The 23,480-nt window shown below is 71.2% G+C and carries 15 protein-coding genes; 11 read left to right on the top strand and 4 right to left on the bottom strand.

From position 1 onward, the window contains the following. The first annotated feature begins 2 nt into the window (after positions 1-2). Genes GA0070562_RS17320 through GA0070562_RS17300 form a run of 5 tightly spaced genes read left to right on the top strand, consistent with a single transcriptional unit; the run spans position 3 to position 10,423 of the window. On the top strand, positions 3-2,108 hold the full coding sequence (locus GA0070562_RS17320; protein ID WP_091422821.1) for a GmrSD restriction endonuclease domain-containing protein: 2,106 nt from the start codon (positions 3-5) through the stop codon (positions 2,106-2,108). Then, the gene (drmA, locus tag GA0070562_RS17315; protein ID WP_091422818.1) at positions 2,105-5,683 is read left to right on the top strand and encodes a DISARM system helicase DrmA; all 3,579 of its coding nucleotides are present in this window, start codon (positions 2,105-2,107) and stop codon (positions 5,681-5,683) included. Before GA0070562_RS17320 ends, drmA begins: the two co-directional genes overlap by 4 nt. Next, entirely contained in the window at positions 5,680-7,524 is a 1,845-nt protein-coding gene (drmB, locus tag GA0070562_RS17310) for a DUF1998 domain-containing protein (protein ID WP_217493432.1), read from the top strand. Before drmA ends, drmB begins: the two co-directional genes overlap by 4 nt. Next, on the top strand, positions 7,521-8,312 hold the full coding sequence (drmC, locus tag GA0070562_RS17305; RefSeq protein WP_091422815.1) for a DISARM system phospholipase D-like protein DrmC: 792 nt from the start codon (positions 7,521-7,523) through the stop codon (positions 8,310-8,312). The genes drmB and drmC overlap by 4 nt, the downstream gene beginning before the upstream one ends. 11 nt (positions 8,313-8,323) lie before the next feature. Then, positions 8,324-10,423 carry a UvrD-helicase domain-containing protein gene (locus tag GA0070562_RS17300; RefSeq protein WP_091422812.1) on the top strand — a complete coding sequence of 700 codons (2,100 nt, stop codon included), beginning with the start codon at positions 8,324-8,326 and terminating at the stop codon, positions 10,421-10,423. A gap of 21 nt (positions 10,424-10,444) precedes the next feature. On the opposite strand, the gene GA0070562_RS17295 is transcribed toward GA0070562_RS17300, so the two are convergent. The 3 genes from GA0070562_RS17295 to GA0070562_RS17285 form a co-directional block, all read right to left on the bottom strand. Next, positions 10,445-11,668, bottom strand: coding sequence for an arginase family protein (locus GA0070562_RS17295; RefSeq protein WP_254663808.1), 1,224 nt, complete (start codon positions 11,666-11,668; stop codon positions 10,445-10,447). 58 nt (positions 11,669-11,726) lie between these two features. Continuing rightward, on the bottom strand, positions 11,727-12,644 hold the full coding sequence (locus GA0070562_RS17290) for a tetratricopeptide repeat protein (RefSeq protein WP_091422809.1): 918 nt from the start codon (positions 12,642-12,644) through the stop codon (positions 11,727-11,729). Positions 12,645-12,863: 219 nt separating this feature from the next. Next, positions 12,864-14,552: a coenzyme B12-dependent isobutyryl-CoA mutase large subunit gene (locus GA0070562_RS17285; protein WP_091422805.1), complete on the bottom strand. Its 1,689-nt coding sequence runs from the start codon at positions 14,550-14,552 to the stop codon at positions 12,864-12,866. Positions 14,553-14,877: 325 nt separating this feature from the next. Between GA0070562_RS17285 and GA0070562_RS17280 the strand changes: the two genes are divergently transcribed. Next, positions 14,878-15,252: a hypothetical protein gene (locus tag GA0070562_RS17280; protein ID WP_254663820.1), complete on the top strand. Its 375-nt coding sequence runs from the start codon at positions 14,878-14,880 to the stop codon at positions 15,250-15,252. A 4-nt stretch (positions 15,253-15,256) separates the two neighbouring features. Here GA0070562_RS17280 and GA0070562_RS17275 read toward each other — a convergent pair whose 3' ends face one another. Next, positions 15,257-16,900 (bottom strand): PucR family transcriptional regulator, encoded by a 1,644-nt coding sequence (locus tag GA0070562_RS17275; protein WP_091422797.1) that lies wholly within the window; start codon positions 16,898-16,900, stop codon positions 15,257-15,259. 107 nt (positions 16,901-17,007) lie between these two features. On the opposite strand from GA0070562_RS17275, the gene GA0070562_RS17270 reads away from it, so the two are divergent. From GA0070562_RS17270 to GA0070562_RS17250, 5 genes are all read left to right on the top strand, one after another. Further along, positions 17,008-18,540 carry a CoA-acylating methylmalonate-semialdehyde dehydrogenase gene (locus GA0070562_RS17270; RefSeq protein WP_091423305.1) on the top strand — a complete coding sequence of 511 codons (1,533 nt, stop codon included), beginning with the start codon at positions 17,008-17,010 and terminating at the stop codon, positions 18,538-18,540. Between the two features lie 20 nt (positions 18,541-18,560). Beyond that, positions 18,561-19,892, top strand: a complete 1,332-nt coding sequence (locus tag GA0070562_RS17265) for an aspartate aminotransferase family protein (RefSeq protein ID WP_091422793.1) — start codon at positions 18,561-18,563, stop codon at positions 19,890-19,892. A 116-nt stretch (positions 19,893-20,008) separates the two neighbouring features. Then, positions 20,009-21,139 carry a thiamine pyrophosphate-dependent dehydrogenase E1 component subunit alpha gene (locus tag GA0070562_RS17260; protein ID WP_091422789.1) on the top strand — a complete coding sequence of 377 codons (1,131 nt, stop codon included), beginning with the start codon at positions 20,009-20,011 and terminating at the stop codon, positions 21,137-21,139. A gap of 28 nt (positions 21,140-21,167) precedes the next feature. Next, a complete protein-coding gene (locus GA0070562_RS17255) occupies positions 21,168-22,142 on the top strand; it encodes an alpha-ketoacid dehydrogenase subunit beta (protein WP_091422786.1) in 975 nt (324 codons plus the stop codon). Positions 22,143-22,156: 14 nt separating this feature from the next. Further along, positions 22,157-23,455 carry a dihydrolipoamide acetyltransferase family protein gene (locus GA0070562_RS17250; protein WP_091422782.1) on the top strand — a complete coding sequence of 433 codons (1,299 nt, stop codon included), beginning with the start codon at positions 22,157-22,159 and terminating at the stop codon, positions 23,453-23,455. Positions 23,456-23,480 lie beyond the last annotated feature (25 nt).

The raw sequence follows: 23,480 nt of genomic DNA, 5'->3' as shown, positions 1-23,480 counted from the left end.
GCATGGCCGAGATGCTGTACAAGGACGCCACCTACCCGGTCTCCCTGCTGGTGGAGCTGATCAGGACCGGGAAGATCGCCCTGCCGGACATCCAGCGACCCTTCGTCTGGCAGGCCACCAAGGTACGGGCGCTCTTCGACTCGATGTACCGCGGATTTCCCGTCGGCTACCTGCTCTTCTGGGAGACCGGCGTGGAGCACGGTGCCCGGCAGATCGGTGTGGACACGGTCAAGGCCGTGCCCAACCACCTGATCGTGGACGGCCAGCAGCGCCTGACCTCGCTCTTCGCCGTGATGACCGGGGCGACGGTGCTGCACGACGACTACTCCGAATCCCGGATCCGGATCGCGTTCCGGCCCAGCGACGACACCTTCGCGGTCACCGACGCGGCGATTGAAAAGGACCCGGAGTTCATCCCCGACATCAGCGTGCTCTGGCAGCCCGGTGGCCTGTGGGCGACCAAGAAGGCGCACCTGAAGGCAGTCGCCGCCCGCCGCGAGATCGACGACGCCGAGGAGCAGCGGCTGGACGAGGCGATCCACCGCCTGCACGAACTCCAGCAGTACCAGTTCAAGGTGATCGAGCTGTCCGCCGCCGCCAACGAGGAGCAGGTCGCGGAGATCTTCGTCCGGATCAACAGCGAGGGTGTGGCGCTGGTTCAGGCGGACTTCATCCTCACCCTGATGTCGGTCTTCTGGGAGAAGGGCCGGCGTGACCTGGAGGACTTCTGCCGGGCCTGCCGGGTGCCGAGTCTCGGCGGCGCCTCCCCGTTCAACTGGTACATCCAGCCGCAGCCGCCGCAACTGCTCCGCGCCACCGTCGCGGTCGCGCTGCGCCGGGCGGTGCTCAAGCAGATCTACGTGCTGCTGCGCGGCAAGGACGTGGAGACCGGCAAGCAATCACCGGAGAAGCGGCAGGCGCAGTTCGACCGGCTCGCCGAGGCCCAGGAGCACGTCCTCAACCTGACCCACTGGCACGAGTTCCTGCTCTGCCTGGAGCGGGCCGGCTTCCGCAGCAAGAAAATGATCTCCAGCGAGAACGCGATCATCTTCTCGTACGCGATCTGGCTCATCGGCCGGGTCGACTACCAGGTGCCGATCGCCCGGCTGCGGGAGGTGATGGCCCGGTGGTTCTTCATGGCGCACACCACCGCCCGCTACTCCGGCTCCTTCGAAAGCCAGGTCGAACGCGACCTCGCCCAGTTCGGCCCGCTGAAGCCCGGTGACGCCGACGGGTTCGTGGCGGTGCTCAACAAGATCGTTAACGACACCCTCACCGCCGACTACTGGGACATCCGCCTCCCCAACGACCTGGACAGCTCGGCAGCGAAGTCCCCGGCCCTGCTGGCGTACATCGCGGCGTTGAACATCGTGGATGCCGATGCGCTGCTCTCCACCGGCAAGGTCCGCGCCCGGCTGGACCCGGCGGTCATCGCGAAGAAGGGCATCGAGCGGCACCACCTCTTCCCTCGGGCGTACCTGCGCAAGCAGGGCGTCAACAGCACCAAGAAGATCAACCAGATCGCCAACATGGCGCTGGTCGAGTGGTACGACAACATCAGCATCTCGGACCAGCCGCCGGCGAAGTACTGGCCGGACCAGGTCGGCAAGAAGAGAATCGGTCGCGCCACGCTGGACCTCCAGGCGCGCTGGCACGCGCTGCCCGACAAGTGGACCAAGCTGCCGTACGACACGTTCCTCGCCCAGCGCCGCAGGCTGATGGCGCAGGTGGTGCGGGACGCGTTCCACCGGCTGGCCGACTCGGGGTACGCGCCGGTCTACCCGGCCCCCGGCAAGCCGACCCAGCCCGCCCCACCGGCCCACGCCTACTTCGGGGTACGGGTCAGCGACCTGCTCGACGCCGGGCTGCTGGCGGCGGATGCCGTACTCATCAACACCGCCGATGACGTGGAGGCCCGCGTCGTCGCCGGCGGCCGGATCGAGTTCGAGGGTGTCCCCTACGACTCCCCGTCCGCGGCCGGGGACGTGGCGCACGGCGGGGGAACGAACGGCTGGGCCTACTGGCTGGCCGACACCCCGGCGGGGCTGCGGTCCCTGGCCGCGCTTCGTGACGAACTGCGCAAGACGGACGAGGGTGAGGACGCGTGAGCGATTCGCCGGTGCTCGGCGTGCCCTCCGGGGCGAAGATCCGCGACGAGTTGGCCGAACTCGTCCGGCGCGACCTGGTCGGCCCCACCGACCTCGCCGAAGAGATCACCGGCCCGCCCGGAGGCCGACAGGTCGCGCTGCGCGAGAAGTACCCGGTCGGCTGCCTGGCCCCCGCCGGTCTGCTCACCAACCCGGCCGCCCTGGACGGTCTCGCCGAAGAAGGCGAGGCGAGCGGGGACGACGACCGGGGCGTCGAGGCGGTGCCGGCGGTCCCGTCGTTCTATCCCTCGTCGATGGGGCTGAGCTTCGCGGTCAGCACCCGGCACATCGAACTCCTCGTCGAGGCGAAGTGGGGCCGGTACCTGCGGGACCACGCCAGCACCCCGCTCGACGACGGCAGCCAACCGATGGTGTGGCGGCGTCAACAACGCGGCGGCCGGGAACGGGTCACCCTCGTCGAGGGCGAAATCAAGCCGTTCCCGATCGACGCCGAACAGCCCGAGGTCATGGTACGCGGCCGGGTACGCCGGCACGACGGGCAGTGGATCGTCTCGCTCTTCCTGGTCAACACCACCGATCCCACCGGCAAGATGATGAATGCGACCTGGATCTTCCAGGCGGAGCTGGAGGTCCGTGGCGTCGAGAAGGGCAGCACACCCTTCTGCCCGCGCGAACTCCCGCTGCCGGACGAACACGTGGCGGACCCGACCGTACGCGAGCTGCGCACCCTCGCCATGCGGTACCGGCACGCACCGGCCTTCGCGGTCGGTCACGGCGTCGGTGTCCTGGTCGAGACGCTGCCGGACGCCCCGAACCGAGCGCTGAGCATCCGTACCGAGGCCATGCCCTGGTACGAGATGCCGGCGACCGACGCCACCCGCCCCAGCGACGAAGAACTACTCGCCGGGGTGGAGCTGGACATGGCGACTCTCGCCGAGGCCGACCGGGAGAGTCTCCGCCACGCCCTGGAACCGATCGTCGTCGCCTACCAGAAGTGGATCCTCGATCGGAGCGAGGAGGTGGCCAGCGACCCGTCGCTCGACCGATTCCGCGTCGACGCCGAGCTGGCGCTCGACGAGTGCCGCAGAGCCGCCGACCGGATCCGCGAGGGCATCCAGGTGCTGCTCGACCCCGAAGACCCGGAGCCCTTGGCGGCGTTCCGCTTCGCCAACCGGGCGATGCGACTCCAACGGCTGCACACCATGGCCGCCGCGGCGCGACGAGCCGACCCGAACCTGTCGTTGGAGGACGCGGTGGCCGCGGCGGAGGCCGAGCAGCGTCCCGAGTGGCGCCTCTTCCAGCTCGCCTTCCTGCTGATGGGGCTGCCCGCCCTGGCTGATCCCACCCATCCGAACCGGCGCGCCGAGAGCGGGCTGGCGGACCTGCTCTGGTTCCCCACGGGTGGCGGCAAGACCGAGGCGTACCTCGGCCTGGCCGCGTTCGCGATGGGGATCCGGCGGCGCAAGCAGAGCTTCGGTGGCTTCTACGCCGAGGACGGTGTGGCGGTGCTGATGCGGTATACGTTGCGACTGCTCACGGTGCAACAGTTCCAGCGCGCAGCGGCGCTGATCTGCGCATGCGAGTCGCTCCGCCGCGAGGACCCGGCCCAGTGGGGAGACACCACGTTCAGGTTGGGGTTATGGGTCGGCGGCAGCGTGACACCCAACCGCACCGAGGATGCGGAAACCGCTGTAAAGGAGGCCCGCGGCCAGCTCAAGGGCCGCCCTGGAGGGGGCAAGGGATCGCCCCACCAGCTCACCAACTGCCCCTGGTGCGGCACGATGCTGATGCCTGACCAAAACGTCGAAGTGGACACCGTACGTGGCCGCACCGTCGTCTTCTGCGGGGACCGCACCGGCCGTTGCCCATTCACTCTGCGGCGCAGCCCCGGCGAAGGTCTCCCCGTCCTGGTCGTGGACGAGGAGATCTACCGTCTCCTGCCCGCCTTCGTCATCGCCACGGTCGACAAATTCGCCCAGCTTCCGTGGCGTGGCTCGGTGCAGGCGCTCTTCGGCAAGGTGACCGGTTGGTGCAGCCGCCACGGCTACCGCACACCCGAGACCCCCGGTTGCGACAGCCTGGAGCACCGCCCGTCGGGCCGGCATCCCGCTGCCCGGGTCGAGCCGGTCGGTGCGCTGCGCCCGCCGGACCTGATCGTGCAGGACGAGCTGCACCTCATCTCCGGCCCGCTGGGTTCCCTCGTCGGCCTGTACGAGACGGTGGTGGACGAGTTGGCCACCTGGTGCCCCGACCTCCCGGAGGCGGCCCCGGTCCGACCCATGGTGATCGCCTCGACCGCCACGGTACGGGGAGCCGAGGCACAGGTGAACGGCGTCTTCACCCGGAAACTGGCGATTTTCCCGCCGCCCGGCACCGACTCGCGGAACTCGTTCTTCGCCCGCACCCGCCCCACCGATGAGCTGCCTGGCCGACGCTACGTGGGCGTCTGCGCACATGGGCGCAAGTTCAAGTCGCTGCTGATCCGCCTCTACGTCGCAGGCATGGCGGCGGCCCAACTCCTGCACGAACGGTACGGCGGCCAGGCAGCGACGGACGCGTACATGACCATGGTCGGCTACTTCGGGTCCCTGCGGGAGCTCGGCGGGATGCGCCGGGTGGTCGACGACGACGTGGCCACTCGCCTCTACGACGGCCGCCAGCTCGGCCTCGCCCGTCGGGAGAAGCCGGACGTCGCTGAGCTCACCTCCCGGTTGCACTCCAGCGAAATTCCCGAGATCCTGCGCCGGCTGGAGGTACCGGTACCGATCGCCCGGGACCCGAAGGGCACGGACGTCTACCCCGTCGACGTGCTGCTGGCCACCAACATGATCTCGGTCGGGGTGGACATCTCCCGGCTGGGGCTGATGGTCGTCGCGGGCCAGCCCAAGTCGGCGGCGGAGTACATTCAGGCCACCAGCCGAGTCGGTCGCGCCGCGCCCGGTCTGGTCTTCACCGCGTTCAACTGGGCCCGTCCGCGCGACCTGTCGCACTACGAGACCTTCGAACACTTCCATGGCTCGGCCTACCGTCACGTCGAGGCGCTCTCCGTTACCCCGTTCGCCGACCGCGCCCTCGATCGGGGACTCACCGCCGTGCTGGCCAGCCTGGTCCGCCAACACGACGCGACCTGGAATGCCAACCGGGACGCCGAACGGGTGGACAGGCACGCCCCCGAGGTGTCGGAGCTTGTGGCGGCGGTGGTGGACCGCGCCGCGGTGGTCACCGGAGACCCGTCGGTCGCCAAGCTCGTCCGCGCCCGGCTCGACCGCAGCCTCGACCGCTGGGCGGAGCGGGCCGCCACCATGTATCAGCAGCTCGGCTACCGGGGAGTAGCGGACGGGCGCACCGTCGGCCTGTTGACGGAGCCGGACACCGGCCAGTGGACCGAGTGGACATGCCCGACCTCGCTGCGCAACGTCGAACCCGGCATCCGCCTGCTGATCCGTGAAGGGAGCGAACCGCTCGGCAAGGAGCGGGAGAACCCGTACCGCCGGCCGACGGACCAGGCACCGACACTGCTCGACACGGCATCGTTCGAGCCCGACGACGAGAGCAACGAGGAGAAGGCCGAGTGAAGGGCAAGGGGCCCCGGATCAACCGGGTCGGTGAGCTTCGGCCGAGCCAACTCCAACACACCTTCGGCATCGGTTCCATCGTGGATCTACCGCGTTTCTCCGCGCTGGTCATGGGGCTGGACGAGTGGGACGTCTCGCATACCGAGGCCATCAGCGAGCCTCGCCTGCTGTCGGCGGTGCGGGAACGTGAACCTCGGGCGACGGCGTTGCGGCTGCCGCCGTACGTGCCGGAGGAGCACGGCAACATGTTCGGCGAGTGGACCCGGGTGGGCGTACCGGTGGAGGTGTTCCCGAGGTTCCTGCGCTGTCCGTACTGCCGGTATCTGGGGCCCATCGAGAGCACCCTGTTCAAGCTGCGCGCCAACCCGGGTCGCCCGGACCTGGTCCGCGTCGTCCACGAGAACTGCGCGGCGGCGAAGGGAAGGTCGCCGGCAGCGATGCCGGTCCGCTTCATGATGGCGTGCGAGGCCGGCCATCTGGACGACTTCCCCTGGGACTACTACGTGCACAAGGGCACCAGCTGTGGAAAGACGCTGCTGCAGTTCGGTGAGCGCGGTGTCTCGGGCGACGCGGCCAGCGTCTTCGTCACCTGCACCAGTTGCCGGGCCCGGCGCAGCATGGCCCCCGCCTTCAGCCGGGACGCCACCAGCCACCTGCCTCGGTGCCGGGGCCGCCATCCCCACCTGCGCTCGTTTGACTCCGGCTGCGCACAGCCCCCGAGGGCAATCGGCCTGGGCGCCTCCAACCTCTGGTTCCCCTTCAAGGTCGCCGTGGTCTCCATCCCCGAGGCGGAGGATCCGCTGCTGATCGAGGTGGAGCGGCAGTGGACCCAGCTCAGTGGGATGACCAGCGTGGAGCAGATCGCCGGAGCCCGGATGTTCGTACCCGAGAAGTTCGTTGGTTTCGGCGCGGCGACCGACGCGCAGATCCTGGCAGCGGTCAACCGGTACCGGGCGGGTGCGACCGGAACCGGAAGGGACGACGCCGGAGACGTGCTCGCACCGGAGTGGGAGACCTTCACCCATCAGGCGCGGGCACCCCGCGACCATCCGGACTTCCGCATCGAAGCCCGTGCGGTGGCCCCCGAGTGGCAGGACGACGTGGCAGAGGTGTTGGCGGTGACCAGGCTCCGGGAGGTGTCGGCGCTTCTCGGCTTCACCCGCATCGTCGCCCCGAACGAACTCCATGACGGCCGGTACGGTGCCGGGCCGGGGTTCGCGCCGCTGTCCAACTCCGCGTTGAACTGGGTTCCCTGTGCGGAAACCCGTGGCGAGGGAGTCTTCCTCCGGCTGCCCGAGGAGCGGGTGGCCGCCTGGGAGAAATCCGTCGAGGAGCGGGAAGCGCTCCGCCGGTTGCGGCAGGGCCACCGTCAGTGGTGCGGGCAACGCGGCGTCAACCCGGACGACGACTGGCGCCCTCCGCGCTACACGCTTCTGCACACCCTGGCCCACGCGCTGATCCGTGCCTTCGCCCTGGAGTGCGGCTACAGCGCCAGTGGCATCCGCGAGCGGATCTACGCTCGGTCGGGAATGGCGGGCGTGCTGCTCTACACCGCCGCGCCCGACAGCGAGGGCACGCTGGGCGGGCTCGTCCGGCTCGCCGAGCCGGAGATGCTGGCGCTCGTGCTCAAGCAGGCCCTCCGAGACGCGGCACTCTGCTCCTCCGACCCCATGTGCGCGGAGCACCGGCCGGACAACGACCGTACCGTCCATGGCGCTGCCTGCCACGCCTGCCTGTTCGCGGCGGAGACCTCCTGTGAGCGCGGTAACCGCTTCCTCGATCGCACGTTGCTCGTCGCGACGTTCGGCAACGGCGACAGCGCCTACTTCCCGACGGTATGAAGGAGATCGTCGAGGCCGTCGCCGCGGTCGGTCGGCTCGTCCCGCACCAGCAGGCACTGGCGGCGCTGACCGAGGCCCTCGCCGGACGCGAACGTGCTGATCCGGTGGCCGTGGGCGCTCTGCGGGTGGCCGCGGCCCGGACTCCGGTCGTCCAGGCGGCGGTGGAGCGGCTCTGCGATGCCTGGCGCGGGACGCCGGGCATCCGCGGGGCGATGGTCGCGGGCATGCTGGCCGCGGCACATCGGGCCGCTGCCGTGGAGCGGGAGACGATACGGGTCGAGCCGGTGGTCACCGGACCACAGAGCCGGCACGTGCCATTACGGGCGACGCGCCAGGCGTTCGAAAGCGTCGCCGTGGCGGCACTGGAGGAACTGCTGGTGCTGACCTACTCCGCCCACACGGATTCCCGAATCCGGACCGCCCTCACCGCCGCCGCCGAACGCGGTGTACGGGTACGGGTGCTGCTGGAAACCACCCGGGCCGACGGAGGGACACTGCATGCGCCGGCGCTGGACGCGTTGGCCGGCCTGCCCGCCCAATTCTTCGTCTGGGACCCGAACCGGCGACCACGCCAGGGGGCGCGAGCGTCCATGCACGCCAAGGGCATCGTGGCTGATCGCCACAGCGCCTTTGTAACCAGCGCAAACCTCTCGGGGAACGCATTCGACACCAACATTGAGGTCGGTGTGCGCATCGTCGGCGGAGACCTGCCCGCCCGGCTACGAGATCACTTCGACGCCCTTGTCGCCAACGCCGTTCTCGTACCCGTGACGCCCGGACAGAACTGACGGAGGTATCCATGCCGACCTTGGCAGTGGCGAAGGACGCCATGCGCGACTACGCGAAGCTGACCAAACCGATCCGGGATAAGGTCGACGCCATCTTCGCGAAGTTCCGAACCCACACGTACGCCGGCCTGCACCTCGAAAAGCTCAGCAACGCGCGGGATCCGCGGCTCCGTACCGTCCGGGTCGACGACTTCTGGCGTGGGCTGGTGCTTGCTCCGGAAAGCGGCGACACGTACGTGCTCACCCGGATCGTCACCCACGACGAGGCGGATCGCTGGGCCCCCCGGCACGAGTTCAAGGTCAACGCCACGCACGGGGCCCTGGAGATCATCGACGTGGTCTCCGCCGAGCAGCTACCTCCCGCGCCGACGGCCGCCACGTCCCCGGGCCTCTTGAGCAGCATCGCCGACGGCACCCTCCGTGCGGTGGGAATCGACGACATCTACCTCCCCATGCTCCGCCTCATCAGCAGCGAGGAACAACTACTCTCGTACCTTCCCGCGCTTCCGGAGCTTCAGCAGCAAGCGGTCAGCCTGCTGCTGGCCGGCCTCGACGTGGACACGGTGCTCGACCAGATCACCGGCGGTGCCCCTCGCGGAGACGTAGATGTGACGGACATCGACGCCGCGCTGTCCCGGCCCACGAGCGCGAGCAACTTCCTGGTGTCGGCGGAGGACGCCAGTCTCCGCGAGGCGTTGGAGAAGCCGTTCGACCTGTGGCGTACCTTCCTGCATCCGCAACAGCGGAGCGTGGCCTACCGCGCCTCCTACTCCGGTCCGGCCCGGGTGACCGGCGGCGCCGGCACCGGAAAGACGGTCCTCGCCATCCATCGGGCTAAACATCTCGCCGACACGCGTCCGGGCGCCGCCATTCTTCTCACCACCTTCACCACCACGCTCGCCGAAGAGCTACGGTCCGCGCTCCACGTCCTCGGCGGGGCACATCTGGCGGATCGGGTGCAGGTGAGCACCGTCGACGCGCTCGCTCACGGCCTGGCGAGACAGGCAGGGCAGGGGCCGGAGGGCGTGCTCCTGGACCGGGACGAGATGAAGCTCTGGGCCAACGTCGCGCAACGGCGACGTGCCGGGCAGGGCCGGTTCGGGCCGGAATTCCTGCGCGACGAATGGCGGCAGATCATTCTCGGGCAGGACATCACAGACCTGTCTGCCTACCTCGACGCCAGCCGATTCGGCCGGGGCGTCCGGCTCACCCGCAGCGACCGAGAGGTTGTCTGGCAGGCCGTCGAGGAGTTCGAACGGCTCAAGGCGGGCGTGCCGACGATGCTCCAGGTGGCTGTTCGCGTAACGCGACTGCTGGAGAACGGGTCGATCGACACGCCGTACACCCACATCATCGTCGACGAGGCTCAGGACCTTCATCCAGCCCAGTGGCGACTGCTGCGGGCCGCCGTACCGCCCGGCCCGGACGACCTCTTCATCGTCGGCGATTCCCACCAGCGGATCTATGACAACCGGGTGACGCTGAGCACCCTCGGTGTGGAGATTCGTGGCCGCTCGCATCGCCTTACGGTCAGTTACCGAACGACCGCTGAAATCCTCAGACTATCCACCCGCCTACTCGATCAGCAGTCGTACGACAACTTCGACGGTGGCCTCGATCCTCTCGCCGGCTACTACTCACCGCTACGCGGGCCCAGACCGGATCTGGACGGCTTCCCGGACCGCGACTCCGAGTTACGGGAGTTGGTCACCGCAGTGGGACTCTGGCTGGAGTCAGGAGTACAAGCACGTGAGATCGCCGTCCTATCGCGGACCAAACGTCAGGCCGAGGAGGCGGCAGCCGCCCTGGCCGGCAGTGGCCTGTCGACGGTCCGGCTGAAGGGCGCCGTACGCGGCCGCAGCGAGGCGATCCAGGTCATGACGATGCATCGGGCCAAAGGACTGGAGTTCCGCTGCATCGCCGTCCACGGCGCCGGCGCTGACGTGATCCCCCTCGCCGCGGCGGTCACGCCGGCGCGAATCGATGCTTCCAGACACCGGCAGGACCAAATGCGAGAACGTTCTCTGCTCTTCGTCGCCTGCACCCGTGCTCGCGACGCCCTGCGCATCTCCTGGACGGGCCTACCCAGTCCGTTCCTTCCCACCGGGTAGTTGGTCTCTCCAGTCCGAGCGTCAGACCATCCCCGTCGATGACTGGGCCGTGTCGGGTTCGGCATCGCCCTCCCACCCGGCCTCCGGTCCCGTCCGGCCGACCGCCGTCGGAGGGCCGACCGGCTCGACGGCAACGGCCGGCGCCGGAGTCTCGTAGACCAGACGAGCGCCCGCTTCGGGTGACGGTGAGGAATCATCCGTCAGGGCACTCTGGGCTTCCGGCTCGGCTGTCCTTCCCGAGATGCCGGAACTCGACTGACGGCGAACCGAGTTCCTCGCCTGTGTCGGCGCGACCGGCCCGGCCGGCAGCAGCCGGGGCGGCACGGCGCCCGGCGCGACCACCGGGGCGAGCCCGGCCACCACGGTGTTGACGATCTCGGCCGCGTACGCACCGTCCGGGTCGTAGTCGGGGTCGAAGACCGTCAGCTCGACGCCGAGGCAGTGCGGGGTGTCGACCAGCCCGGCGAGCAAAATCTCCAGCTCGGCGAAGGCGATGCCGCCCGGGTCGGGCGCGTCCACGGCGGGCATCACCGCCGGGTCGAGCACGTCCACGTCGATGTGCACCCAGTAGCCGGCGCAGTCGACGAGCTGCTCGTGCGCCCACTGCGCGGTACGGGCTGCGCCCTCGGCGCGCAGCGCCGGCACCGGCCGGGTGGTGATGCCGGCGGCCTGGAGGTCGAGGCGGTACTCGTCCTGCGCGCGGATGCCGAGCACCACCACGTCGACGTCCCGGAAGTACGGCCGGCGGCCCTCGATCGCGGCCAGGTCGGGCTGTCCCCGCCCGGTGACCAGGGCCAGGTCCTCCCCGGCGGCCGCGCCGACGTAGGAGGCGTTGCCGGGGTGCCGGAAGTCGGAGTGGCCGTCGACGAAGACCAGCCCGATCCGCCCGCCGACCGCCTCACCGAGGCGGTGCATGGCCAGCGCCGAGCCGAGCAGCACCGAGCAGTCGCCGCCGAGCACCAGCGGAAACTCGCCCCGGTCGATGATCGCGCCGATCCGGTCGGCGAGCGCCATCGAGTACGCGGAGATCTCCGGGGCGTGGCAGACGCCGTCGCCGGGGCGCCAGTCTCCCGGGTCGTACCGGGCCGGGGTGAGGCAGCCGGCGTCGCGGGCCCGCAGCCGGGCGAGCAGGCCGTGGTCGCGCAGCGCGCCCGGCGCCTTGGCGCAGCCGGGGACGGAGCCGGCCGTGGGCGGGCGCAGTCCGAGGTTCGTCGGCGCGTCGAGGACGGCGATCCGGCGCATCATGGGCTCCCGTCCTCGGTGGTCGGGCGGGCCGGCGGTGCGCCGGCCCGCACGGGTTGACTCAGAACAGCGCGCTGGCCAGGGCGCGTCGGGCGGAGGCCACGGCGGGGTCGTCCGGGCCGGCGATGGTGAACAGGCCGAGCAGATGCTGGCGTACCCGGTCCCGGTCGTCCCCGGCGGTGCGCCGGACCAGGCCGACCAGCCGCTTGTACGCCTGGTCGGCGAGGCCGCTGAGCACCTCGATGTCGGCGGCCAGCAGCTGGGCGTCCACGTCGTCGGGGTCGGCGGCCGCGGCGTCGATCGCGGCCTGCGGGTCCGCGCCGGCCACCCGGCGGGCCAGCCCGACCTGCGCCAGGCCCGCCTCCGCCGCCGCGTCCGCGGGCGACTCGGCCAGGATCTTCCGGTACGCCGCCTCGGCGGCGTCGAGGTCACCGCTCATCAGCGCGTCGTCGGCGGCGTCGAGGCGCGGGTCCTCCGGCTCGGCGACTGTGACGCCGCCGGCCTTGAGGACCGCCTGGAGCCACTGTCGCAACTGCGACTCCGGCACCGGGCCGGGGAAGGCGTCGACCGGGCGGCCGCCGACGATGGCGTACGTGGTGGGCAGCGTCTGGAGCTGGAACATCTGCGCGAGCCGCGGCTGCTGCTGCACGTCGACGCGGGCCAGCAGCCACGCTCCGCCGCCCTCGGCGGCCAGCCGCTCGAGCACCGGGGCGAACTGGTCGCTCTCCGGGTAGCCGGCGGCGCCGAAGAAGACCACTACCGGTGTGGTGAGCGAGCGTTCGAGCACCTCGGACTGGATGTTCGCCTCGGTCACGTCGATCACGGCGGCAGAGCCGGCGGGGCTGCCCGGCAGCCCGGCGGGCGGGGCGCCCTGGGACGGTGTGGCGGAGGAGGTGTCGGCCGGTGCGGGGGTGCGCAGCGCGCTGAGGTCGACCGCGCCGCGGGTGAAGATCGACGAGGTGATCCGTGGGTCGCTCATGGTTGTCTAGTCTCGCACGTACCCCGAGGATCTCCGACCACCCGCAACGCCCACGTCGCCACTCTCACCCCTGCTCAGCCCCCGCGCCGCACCCCCACCCGCACCTCCCCGCGATCTTGCACTTTCCGCCCCGGCAAATGCGACGAATGTCGCGCGCGGAGGGCTCGAACTGCAAGATCGCGGGGGTGGGAGCGGGGGTGGGGGCGGGGACGGGCGGGGTCAGAAGCGGGCGGGCTCTCGGTAGACGCCCCACTCGGCGCGGAGGGCGTCGCAGATCTCGCCGAGGGTGGCCTCGGCGCGGACCGCGTCGAGCATGGCGGGGATCATGTTCTCGCCGGTCCGCGCCACATCGACCATCCGCTTGACGGCGGCGGTGACCGTGGCGTCGTCGCGGGCCGACTTGCGCTCGGTCAGCACCCGACGCTGCTCCAGCTCCACCTCGTGCGAGATGCGCAGGATCTCCAGGTCCTTGGCCACCGTGCCGGTGTGGCAGTTGACGCCGACGATCTTCTTGTCGCCCTTCTCCAGCGCCTGCTGGTAGACGAAGGCCGACTCGGCGATGTGCCCGGTGAACCAGCCGTCCTCGATGCCGCGCAGGATGCCGGAGGTCATCGGGCCGATGGTGTGCGGGCCCTCGCCGCCGAGCTGCTTGATCCGGGCGAAGATCTCCTCCGCCTCGGCCTCGATCCGGTCGGTGAGCGCCTCGACGTACCAGGAGCCGCCGAGCGGGTCGGCCACGTTCGTCACCCCGATCTCCTCCATCAGCACCTGCTGGGTACGCAGGGCGATCTCGGCCGACTCGTCGGTGGGCAGGGCGAGCGTCTCGTCGAGCGCGTTGGTGTGCAGCGAGTTGGTCCCGCCGAGCACCGCGGCCAGGGCCTCCACGGCGGTACGCACCACGTTGTTGACCGGCTGCTGGGCGGTCAGCGACACCCCGGCGGTCTGCGTGTGGAACCGCAGCCACTGTGCCTTCTCGCTGGTGGCGCCGTACACGTCGCGCAGCCAGCGGGCCCAGATCCGGCGGGCGGCGCGGAACTTGGCGATCTCCTCGAAGAAGTCCACATGGGAGTCGAAGAAGAAGCTCAGGCCCGGGGCGAACGTGTTCACGTCCAGCCCGCGCGACAGGCCCAGCTCGACGTACCCGAAGCCGTCGGCGAGCGTGTACGCCAGCTCCTGCGCGGCGGTCGAACCGGCCTCGCGGATGTGGTAGCCGGAGACGGACAGCGGCTTGTACCGGGGGATCTCCCGCGCGCAGTACTCCATCAGGTCACCGATGAGGCGCAGGTGCGGCTCGGGGTCGAACAGCCACTCCTTCTGCGCGATGTACTCCTTGAAGATGTCCGTCTGGAGTGTTCCGTCCAGGGTGGACAGGTCGGCGCCCTGCCGTTCGGCGGCGACCAGGTACATGCAGAAGACCGGCACGGCCGGGCCGGAGATGGTCATCGAGGTGGTCACGCCGGCCAGGTCGATGCCGTCGAACAGCACCTCCATGTCGGCCGCCGAGTCGATCGCGACGCCACAGTGGCCGACCTCGCCCAGCGACTGCGGGTCGTCCGAGTCGCGGCCCATCAGCGTCGGCATGTCGAAGGCGACGGAGAGACCTCCGCCGCCCGCGCCGAGGATCATCTTGTAACGCTCGTTGGTCTGCCGGGCGTTGCCGAAGCCGGCGAACTGCCGGATGGTCCAGGTGCGCCCGCGGTAGCCGGTCGGGTACAGACCCCGGGTGTACGGGAACTCGCCCGGCCAGCCGATCCGCTCGAACCCGGGGTACGCGGTGTCCTCCGGCGGGCCGTACACCGGCTCGACCGGCAGTCCGGACAGCGTGGTGAAGTCCGCGTCGCGCTTGCGGGCGGCGTCGTAGCGGGCCTGCCAGCGGGCCCGACCGGCGGCGATCTCGTCAGCGTCCATGCGCGGAGCTCCTTCTCAAGTCGTCGTCCCGAGTCCGAGTGTAGAGCGAGATCCTGAACGATCCTTAAGGGCTCGCGTACCGGCCGGTAACCCCGCCACGGGCCGCGCCGGGACGACCCATCACCGTCGATCCGCAGGTCAGGGTCCTGTCTCACGTGGCGGACGGCTGCCCGGCGCGACCTCCCGGAGACCGGGTTCCCGTGCCAGACTCCGGCCGTGGGCAATCGAATCGCGACCCGGCTGATTACCTAGGCGGCGTACGCCTCCGCGTGCGTCGCCGGCCAAGCGATCCTGTCGGCTCGTCCTAGTGAGGCCCCCGTTGAGCGTGTCCGCATCCACCCCCGCAACCGTCGATCTTCCCCGGCCGGCCACCGGCCGCCCGCACGACGAGACCGCCGGTGAGCACGGCACGCCGTGCACGATGGTGATCCACCTCGGCGTGGGTCACTCCACGACCGGGCTGCTCAAGGTGCTGTCCGTGCTGCACTCCCGCCGGGTCGCCGTCTCACACGTCCAGTACGTGCAGTGCCCCGACCGGTCCGCGGTGATGATCGTGGAGTGCTCCCCCGCCGCGGCGCCGATGGAGACGGTCCGCAAGAGCGTCGCGAACGCCGTACCGGTCGTCAGTGTCAGCGTGCACAGCGCGCCGACCCGCGACGGCGCCCGGCGCCTCCGGTCGGGCCGCAGCACCCACAGGTGACCGGTCAGCCGGTGGCCTCCGGGCCGCCGGCGCGCATGACGTCCCGCGCGGTGAGCGCCACGTGCAGCGACAGCCGCCGCTCGCTCGAATCCAGGTCGACGCCGAGCACCCGCTCGATCAGCTCCAACCGCTGGTACAGCGCTGATCGCGACAGCGACATCGCGTCCGCGGCGCGCCGCTTGTTGCGCCCCTCCACCAGGTACGTCTCCAGCAGGGCGACGTGGTTCGTGCCGTGGCGCTGGTCGTAGGAGAGCAGCGGACCCAGCTCGCGCTCGACGAACGTCTGCAGGCGCACGTCGTCGCGCAGCAGGTACAGCAGGCCCCGGAGGCGGACGTCGTGCAGCCGGTAGAACGGGCGCGGCTCGGCGGTGTGCACTGTCGCGTCGGCGACCTGCGCCGCCTCGACCAGTGAGCGCCGGGCCAGGTCGAGCGTCCGGACCACCGATCCGGCGGCGACCACGACGTCCGACCCGGCCCGGTGACCCGCCCGGGTGAGCGCGGCGGACAGGCTCCCCAGCGCGGTCTCGTCGGAGCCGGTTCCGTCGAGCGCGACGAGGAGGGTGACGCCGGTGCCGCCGGCCGCCTCGTCCACGTCGCCGACGAGCGCGGCGAGCCCGCACTCGCGTACCGCCGTCTCCACCGCGTCCAGCAGTTCCCGCCGGCGCGCGTTCGCCTCGCCGCCGGTGGCCTGGACCGGCCGGCGTCGCCGGACCACGACGCCGAGCAGCAGACGCTGCTCCAGGACGACACCGAGCCCGCGCGCCCGCAGCGCCACGTCCCGGGTGGGCGCGGAGTGGTTGACGAGGCTCAGCAGCAGGCTGCTGCGCGCCTGCCGCTCGACCGACGAGGAGTCCCGGGCGACGAGCTGGTTCAGCGCGATGGTGGACGCGGCCCGTTCCAGCAGCACCCGGGTCCGGGCCGGCGGCTCCTGGTCGCACAGCAGCACGAGCCGTCCCCACCGGTTGCCGCGCGCCTCGACGCTCGTCACCAGCCAGCCCGAGCGCGGCTCGTAGCCGGTGCCGGACGGGACCTCGACCGCGCGGGAGCGGGTCTCCCAGCGGTCGAGCAGCTCCTCGGCGGTCAGCGGGCCGGTCTCGTACGCCAGCACCTGGTGGGCGAGGTTCTCCAGCACGGCGGGACGCCGGGACAGGCGGGTGACCTCGCGGAGCACCTGCCGGGGTTCGGCGCCCTCCACCGACAGCTCGGTGAAGATGCGGTGGATCTCGTCCTTCGCGAGCAGGTCGGCAGTCTGCTCCTCGACGATCACCGAGTGGACGACCTCGGTGACGGCGACGAACCGCATCTCGCGCCGGAGCGCGATGAGGGGCAGGTTCCGGCTGCGGGCGTGCTCGACCAGCCCGGCCGGCAGGGTTCCCCCGAACCGGCGGCCCAGCTCGACCACCACCCCCGCCACCCCGACGGCCGCCAGGCCGTCGATCCACCGGCGCAGTCCGTCGTCGTCCGGGGGCAGCCCGATGCCTGTGGTCAGGACCAGCTCGCCACCGCGGAGCAGGTCGGCGACCTCGGGGATCTCGGCGACGTGCACCCAGCGCACCGGCGCGTCGAGCCGGTCCCGGCCCGCCAGGACGCGCGGCCCGGCCTGCTGCAGCGCCGGCAGTTCGAGCACGTCACGGACGGTCATCGGCATCGGAGCGCCTCCCCCTCTCCTCCGGCGCACAGTATGTGCGCTTCCCGCGGACGGGAACGACACAGTGCCCATTGCCCGGACCTGGGGAACCGCAGATGATCCCGGGCATGACCCAGACAGCACCCGGCACCGTGCCCGCTCCCGCCCCGCTGGAGCGGGTGACCCACTGGATCGACGGCAAGCCGTTCGCCGGCGTCACCGAGCGTACGGCCCCAGTTTACGATCCGGCGCTGGGCGCGGTCCGGACGGAGGTGCCGCTGGCCTCCGTCGACGAGGTGGACCAGGCCGTCGCCTCGGCCGCCGCCGCGTTCGCCTCCTGGCGGACCTCGTCGCTGACCAGGCGCACCCAGGTGCTGTTCGCGTTCCGGGAGCTGGTCAACCAGCACAAGCAGGAGCTGGCCGAGCTGATCACGGCCGAGCACGGCAAGGTCGTCTCCGACGCCCTCGGCGAGGTCACCCGCGGGCTGGAGGTCGTCGAGTTCGCCTGCGGGATCCCGCACCTGCTCAAGGGCGGCTACTCGGAGGGCGTGTCCACGAACGTGGACGTCTACTCCATCCGCCAGCCGGTCGGCGTCTGCGCCGTCATCTCGCCGTTCAACTTCCCGGTGATGGTCCCGATGTGGTTCGTGCCCATCGCCATCGCGGCGGGCAACACCGTGGTGCTCAAGCCCAGCGAGAAGGACCCGTCCGCGTCGCTGCTCGTGGCCCGGCTCTGGGAGCAGGCCGGCCTGCCCGCCGGCGTGTTCAACGTCGTGCACGGCGACAAGGTGGCAGTGGACCGGCTGCTGGAGCACCCCGAGGTCAAGGCGGTGTCGTTCGTCGGCTCCACGCCGATCGCCCGGTACGTGTACGAGACCGGCACCCGCAACGGCAAGCGCGTCCAGGCCCTCGGCGGCGCGAAGAACCACATGGTGGTGCTGCCGGACGCCGACCTGGACCTGGCCGCCGACGCGGCGGTCAACGCCGGGTTCGGCTCGGCCGGCGAGCGGTGCATGGCGATCTCGGCCCTGGTGGTCGTCGAGCCCGTCGCCGACGACCTGGTGGCCCGGATCCGCGAGCGCATCGCCACGCTGAAGGTCGGTGACGGGCGGCGCTCCTGCGACATGGGGCCGCTGGTCACCCGCGAGCACCGCGACCGCGTCGCGTCGTACCTCGACGCGGGTGTCGGGGCCGGCGCCGAGCTGGTGGTGGACGGCCGCGAGGTACGGGTCGACGGCGACGAGTCCGGGTTCTGGCTCGGGCCGAGCCTGCTGGACCGGGTGTCGCCCGAGATGAGCGTCTACACCGACGAGATCTTCGGGCCGGTGCTGTCGGTCGTGCGCGTCGGCAGCTACGACGAGGCGCTCGCGCTGGTGAACTCGAACCGCTACGGCAACGGCACCGCCATCTTCACCAACGACGGCGGTGCGGCCCGCCGTTTCCAGAACGAGGTCGAGGTCGGCATGGTCGGCGTCAACGTGCCGATCCCGGTGCCGATGGCCTACTACTCCTTCGGCGGCTGGAAGGACAGCCTCTTCGGCGACTCGCACGCCCACGGCGCCGAGGGCGTGCACTTCTTCACCCGCGGCAAGGTCGTCACCTCCCGGTGGCTCGACCCCAGCCACGGCGGGATCAACCTCGGCTTCCCCGAGAACGTCTGAGCAGCGGAGAGAGAACGCCGATGAGCACCAGCGCACAGCGCACCTACGAACTCGACCGCGCCCACGTCTTCCACTCCTGGTCCGCCCAGTCGCTGCTCGACCCGATGGTGGTCGAGCGCGCCGAGGGCTCGTACTTCTGGGACGGCGAGGGCAACCGCTACCTGGACTTCTCGTCCCAGCTCGTCAACACCAACATCGGCCACCAGCACCCGGTGGTGGTCGCGGCGATCCAGGAGCAGGCGGCCCGCCTGTGCACGATCGCGCCGTCCTACGCCAACGACGTCCGCGGCGAGGCGGCCCGGCTGATCACCGAGCTGACCCCGGCGAGCCTTTCCAAGGTCTTCTTCACCAACGGCGGCGCGGACGCGATCGAGCACGCCGTCCGGATGGCCCGGCTGCACACCGGCCGGCCGAAGGTGCTGTCGCAGTACCGCAGCTACCACGGCGGCACCCAGACCGCCGTGAACCTCACCGGCGACCCGCGCCGCTGGCCCAGCGACAACGGCACCGCCGGCGTGGTGCACTTCTTCGGCCCGTTCCTGTACCGGTCGGAGTTCGGCGCCACGACCGAGGAGGAGGAGTGCGCGCTCGCACTGCGCCACCTCGAACGCGTCGTGGAGATGGAGGGCCCGTCCACCATCGCCGCGATCGTGCTGGAGACGGTGCCGGGCACCGCCGGCATCATGCCGCCGCCGCCGGGCTTCCTCGCGGGCGTCGGGGAGCTGTGCGACAGGCACGGCATCCTCTACATCGCCGACGAGGTGATGGCGGGCTTCGGACGTACCGGCGCCTGGTTCGCGCTGGACCACTACGGCGTGACGCCCGACCTGATCACCTTCGCGAAGGGCGTGAACTCCGGTTACGTCCCGCTCGGCGGTGTGGTGATCGCCGACCACGTGGCCGAGACGTTCGCCACCCGCGCCTACCCCGGCGGCCTGACCTACTCCGGTCACCCGCTGGCCACCGCCGCCGCCGTCGCGACCATCAACGTGATGCGGGACGAGCGGATCGTCGAGAACGCCGCCACGATCGGCGCCGACGTGCTGGGCCCGGGGCTGCGCGAGCTGGCCGAACGGCACCCGAGCGTCGGTGACGTACGCGGGCTCGGCGTGTTCTGGGCCCTGGAACTGGTACGCGACCGCGAGACGAAGGAGCCACTGGCACCGTACGGGGCGTCGTCGCCGGAGATGAACGAGGTGCTGGCCGCGTGCAAGCGCGGCGGGCTGGTCGCGTTCGCGAACTTCAACCGGATCCACGTGGTGCCGCCGTGCACCGTGTCGGAGACGGAGGCCAAGACGGGCCTGGCGATCCTCGACGAGGCGCTGACACTCGCCGACCGCCACACGGTCTGAGGCAATGCCCACCACCGCCCGCCGGGTCCACCCCGGCGGGCGGTCCCGTATCCGAGATCCGCGAGACGGCCGGCGACCCCGGTGACGCGGAGACCGACGCACCCAGAAGGTGACGAATGACTACCGTAGATCTCGCCGACCCACCGGTCACCAACCCCTTCACCGGCACCACCGGACTTCCGCGTACGTCCGAGGGCTGGACCCAGCTCGTCACCCCGGACGGGCGCCTGCACCCCGAGGTCGACGCCGACCGCGACGCCCTCGGCCGCCTCACCCGTGACCTGTACCGGGGGATGCGGCTCGCGCGCCGCCTCGACGACGAAGCGTTCGCGTTGCAGCGACAGGGCGAGCTGGGCCTGTGGTTGCAGTGCCGCGGCCAGGAGGCCGCCCAGGTCGGTTCCGTCGCGGCGGTACGCGCCGACGACTACGTCTTCCCGAGCTACCGGGAGCACGCCGCGGCGCTGTGGCGCGGCATCGGCCCGGCCGACCTGCTGCGCCAGTGGCGCGGCGTCGCGCACAGCGGCTGGGATCCGGAGCCGTACTCGTTCCACATCTACACGCTGGTCCTGGCCGCCCAGCTGCTGCACGCCACCGGGTACGCCCTCGGGGTGCAGCGCGACGGCAGCGACACGGTCGTCGTGACGTACTTCGGTGACGGCGCCGCCAGCGAGGGCGACGCGAGCGAGGCCATGAACATCGCCGCCGTCAACGCCGCCCCGATGGTGTTCTTCTGCCAGAACAACCAGTGGGCCATCTCGACGCCGACGGCGTCGCAGACGCGTACGCCGATCCACCGGCGCGGCGCCGGGTTCGGCCTGCGCAGCGAGTGGGTCGACGGCAACGACGTGCTGGCGGTGTACGCGGTGACGTCCGCGGTGACCGAGCACGCCCGATCCGGCAACGGTCCCGCGATCGTCGAGGCCACCACGTACCGGATGGGTGGGCACAGCACGTCGGACGACCCGACCCGCTACCGCACCGACGACGAACTGAAGGCGTGGCGGGCACGGGATCCGCTGGCCCGGGTCGAGGCGCTCATGCGCGCCGAGGGCTGGAGCGACGAGGCGTTCCTCGGCGAGATCCAGGCCGAGGCGGACGAGCTCGCCGACCGTACCCGCCGGGAGTGCCTGGCGCTGGAGGCCCCGGACCTCGCGGACGCCTTCGCCACGGTGCTGGCCGACGTGCCCCAGCTCCTGCGGGAGGAGCGCGACGCGTTCGTCGCCTACCGCGCCTCCTTCCTCGACTGACGCCCGCCTGCGATCGGAGAACTCGTTCATGCTCACCCTCTGTCAGGCACTGAACAGCGGCCTGCGCCGCGCCATGGAGGACGACGACAAGGTCCTCCTGATGGGCGAGGACGTCGGCCGGCTCGGCGGCGTCTTCCGGGTCACCGACGGTCTCCAGAAGGACTTCGGCGAGGCCCGGGTGGTGGACACCACCCTCGCCGAGTCCGGGATCATCGGCACCGCCATCGGGCTGGCGCTGCGCGGCTACCGCCCGGTCTGCGAGATCCAGTTCGACGGCTTCGTCTACCCCGCGTTCAACCAGATCGTCTCCCAGCTCGCCAAGATGCGGGCCCGCACCGGCGGCCGTACCGGCCTGCCGGTGGTGGTGCGGATCCCCGTCGGTGGCGGCATCGGCGCCGTCGAGCACCACAGCGAGTCGAACGAGGCGTACTTCGCGCACACCGCCGGGCTGCGGGTCGTCTACTGCGCCAGCCCGGACGACGCGCACTGGATGATCCGCCAGGCCGTCGCCGGCGACGACCCGGTCATCTTCTACGAGCCGAAGCGCCGCTACTGGGTCAAGGGCGAGGTGACGCCCGAGGACGCCGGACCGCCACTGCCGCTGGACCGCGCCCGGACCGTGCGGCCGGGCACCGACGTGACGCTGCTGACGTACGGCGGCACCGTCGCCACCTGCGTCGCCGCCGCCGAGGCCGCCGCACCGGAGGGCCGCGACATCGAGGTGATCGACCTGCGGTCCATCTCCCCGCTGGACGTGGCCACAGTCGAGGAGTCCGTCCGCCGTACCGGCCGGGCGGTGGTGGTCCACGAGGCGCCCACGTTCGCCGGTTTCGGCGCCGAGGTCGTCGCGCAGGTGACGAGCCGGTGCTTCTACTCGCTGGAGGCGCCGGTGGAGCGGGTCGGCGGCTTCAACCTGCCGTATCCGCCGGCCAAGGTCGAGGAGGAGTACCTGCCCGACCTGGACCGGATCCTCGACGCCGTCGACCGCGTCCTGGCCGCGTGAAGGGAGAGGTATCCGTGACCGTTCAGCAGTTCCGCCTGCCCGATGTCGGCGAGGGCCTCACCGAGGCCGAGATCGTCACCTGGCGGGTCGCCCCGGGCGATCCGGTCCGCCTCAACGACGTCCTGGTGGACATCGAGACCGCCAAGGCCGTGGTCGAGCTGCCCAGCCCGTACGCCGGTGTGGTGGACCGCCTGCTCGCCGCGGAGGGGCAGACCGTCGACGTCGGCTCGCCGATCATCGCGATCCGGACGGCGGGCGACGGCCCGGCGGCCCCGGCCGCCGACGAGCCCGCCGCCCCGCCGCCGGCCGAGGACGAGCCGACCGCCGAAGAGCCGGCGGTGGAGCGCACCGCTGTGCTCGTGGGCTACGGGGTGGCCGCCCAGGCGCGGACGCGCCGGCCGCGTCGCGCCACGCCGTCCGTCCGCCCGGCCGAACCCGTCCGCGGGCCGCACACGTCCCGGCCGCCGGTGCTCACCAAGCCGCCGCTGCGCAAGCTCGCGAAGGACCTCGGTGTGGAGCTGACCGAGGTACGCGGCAGCGGCCCCGACGGCCGGATCACGCGCCAGGACCTGCTCGACCACACCACCGGCCCGGCGCCCGTGACCGACCACCGGCGGGACGAGCGCCTGCCCGTCCGCGGGGTGCGCAAGGCGACCGCCGCCGCCATGGTCGCCAGCGCGTTCACCGCGCCGCACGTCACGGAGTTCCTCACCGTCGACATGACCGGCACCGTCGAGTTCGTGGACCGGCTGAAGCAGGACGCGGCCTTCCAGGGGGTGAAGGTCAGCCCGCTGCTCGTGGCGTCGCTCGCGGTGCTGGACGCCGTCCGCCGGTACCCCGACGTCAACGCCCGGTGGGACGAGGACAACCAGGAGATCGTCCGGTTCGCCGACGTCAACCTGGGTATCGCCGCCGCGACGCCGCGCGGCCTGCTCGTACCGAACGTCAAGGCCGCGCAGCACCTCCCGGTACGGGACCTCGCGGTCGCCCTGAACGAGCTGGCGGCCACCGCGCGGGAGGGCCGCACCCGTCCCGCCGACCTGTCCGGCGGAACCATCACCATCACCAACATCGGGGTGTTCGGGGTGGACGCCGGCACCCCGATCCTCAACCCCGGTGAGGCGGCGATCCTCTGCCTCGGCGCGCTGCGCCGGATGCCGTGGGTGGTCGACGAGCAGGTCGTTCCCCGGTGGACCGTGCAGTTGTCGCTGTCGTTCGACCACCGGCTGGTGGACGGGGAGCTGGGCAGCCGGGTGCTGGCCCACGTCGGGCGGTTCCTGGAGGACCCGCTGTGGGGCCTGGCCCTGCGCTGAGGCCCCGGTAGGCGGACGGCGCGTG

Source organism: Micromonospora tulbaghiae (assembly GCF_900091605.1).
Lineage (GTDB): Bacteria > Actinomycetota > Actinomycetes > Mycobacteriales > Micromonosporaceae > Micromonospora > Micromonospora tulbaghiae.
Note: the sequence above shows the minus strand (reverse complement) of the source record. Positions and strands in the feature narration are given on the sequence as shown.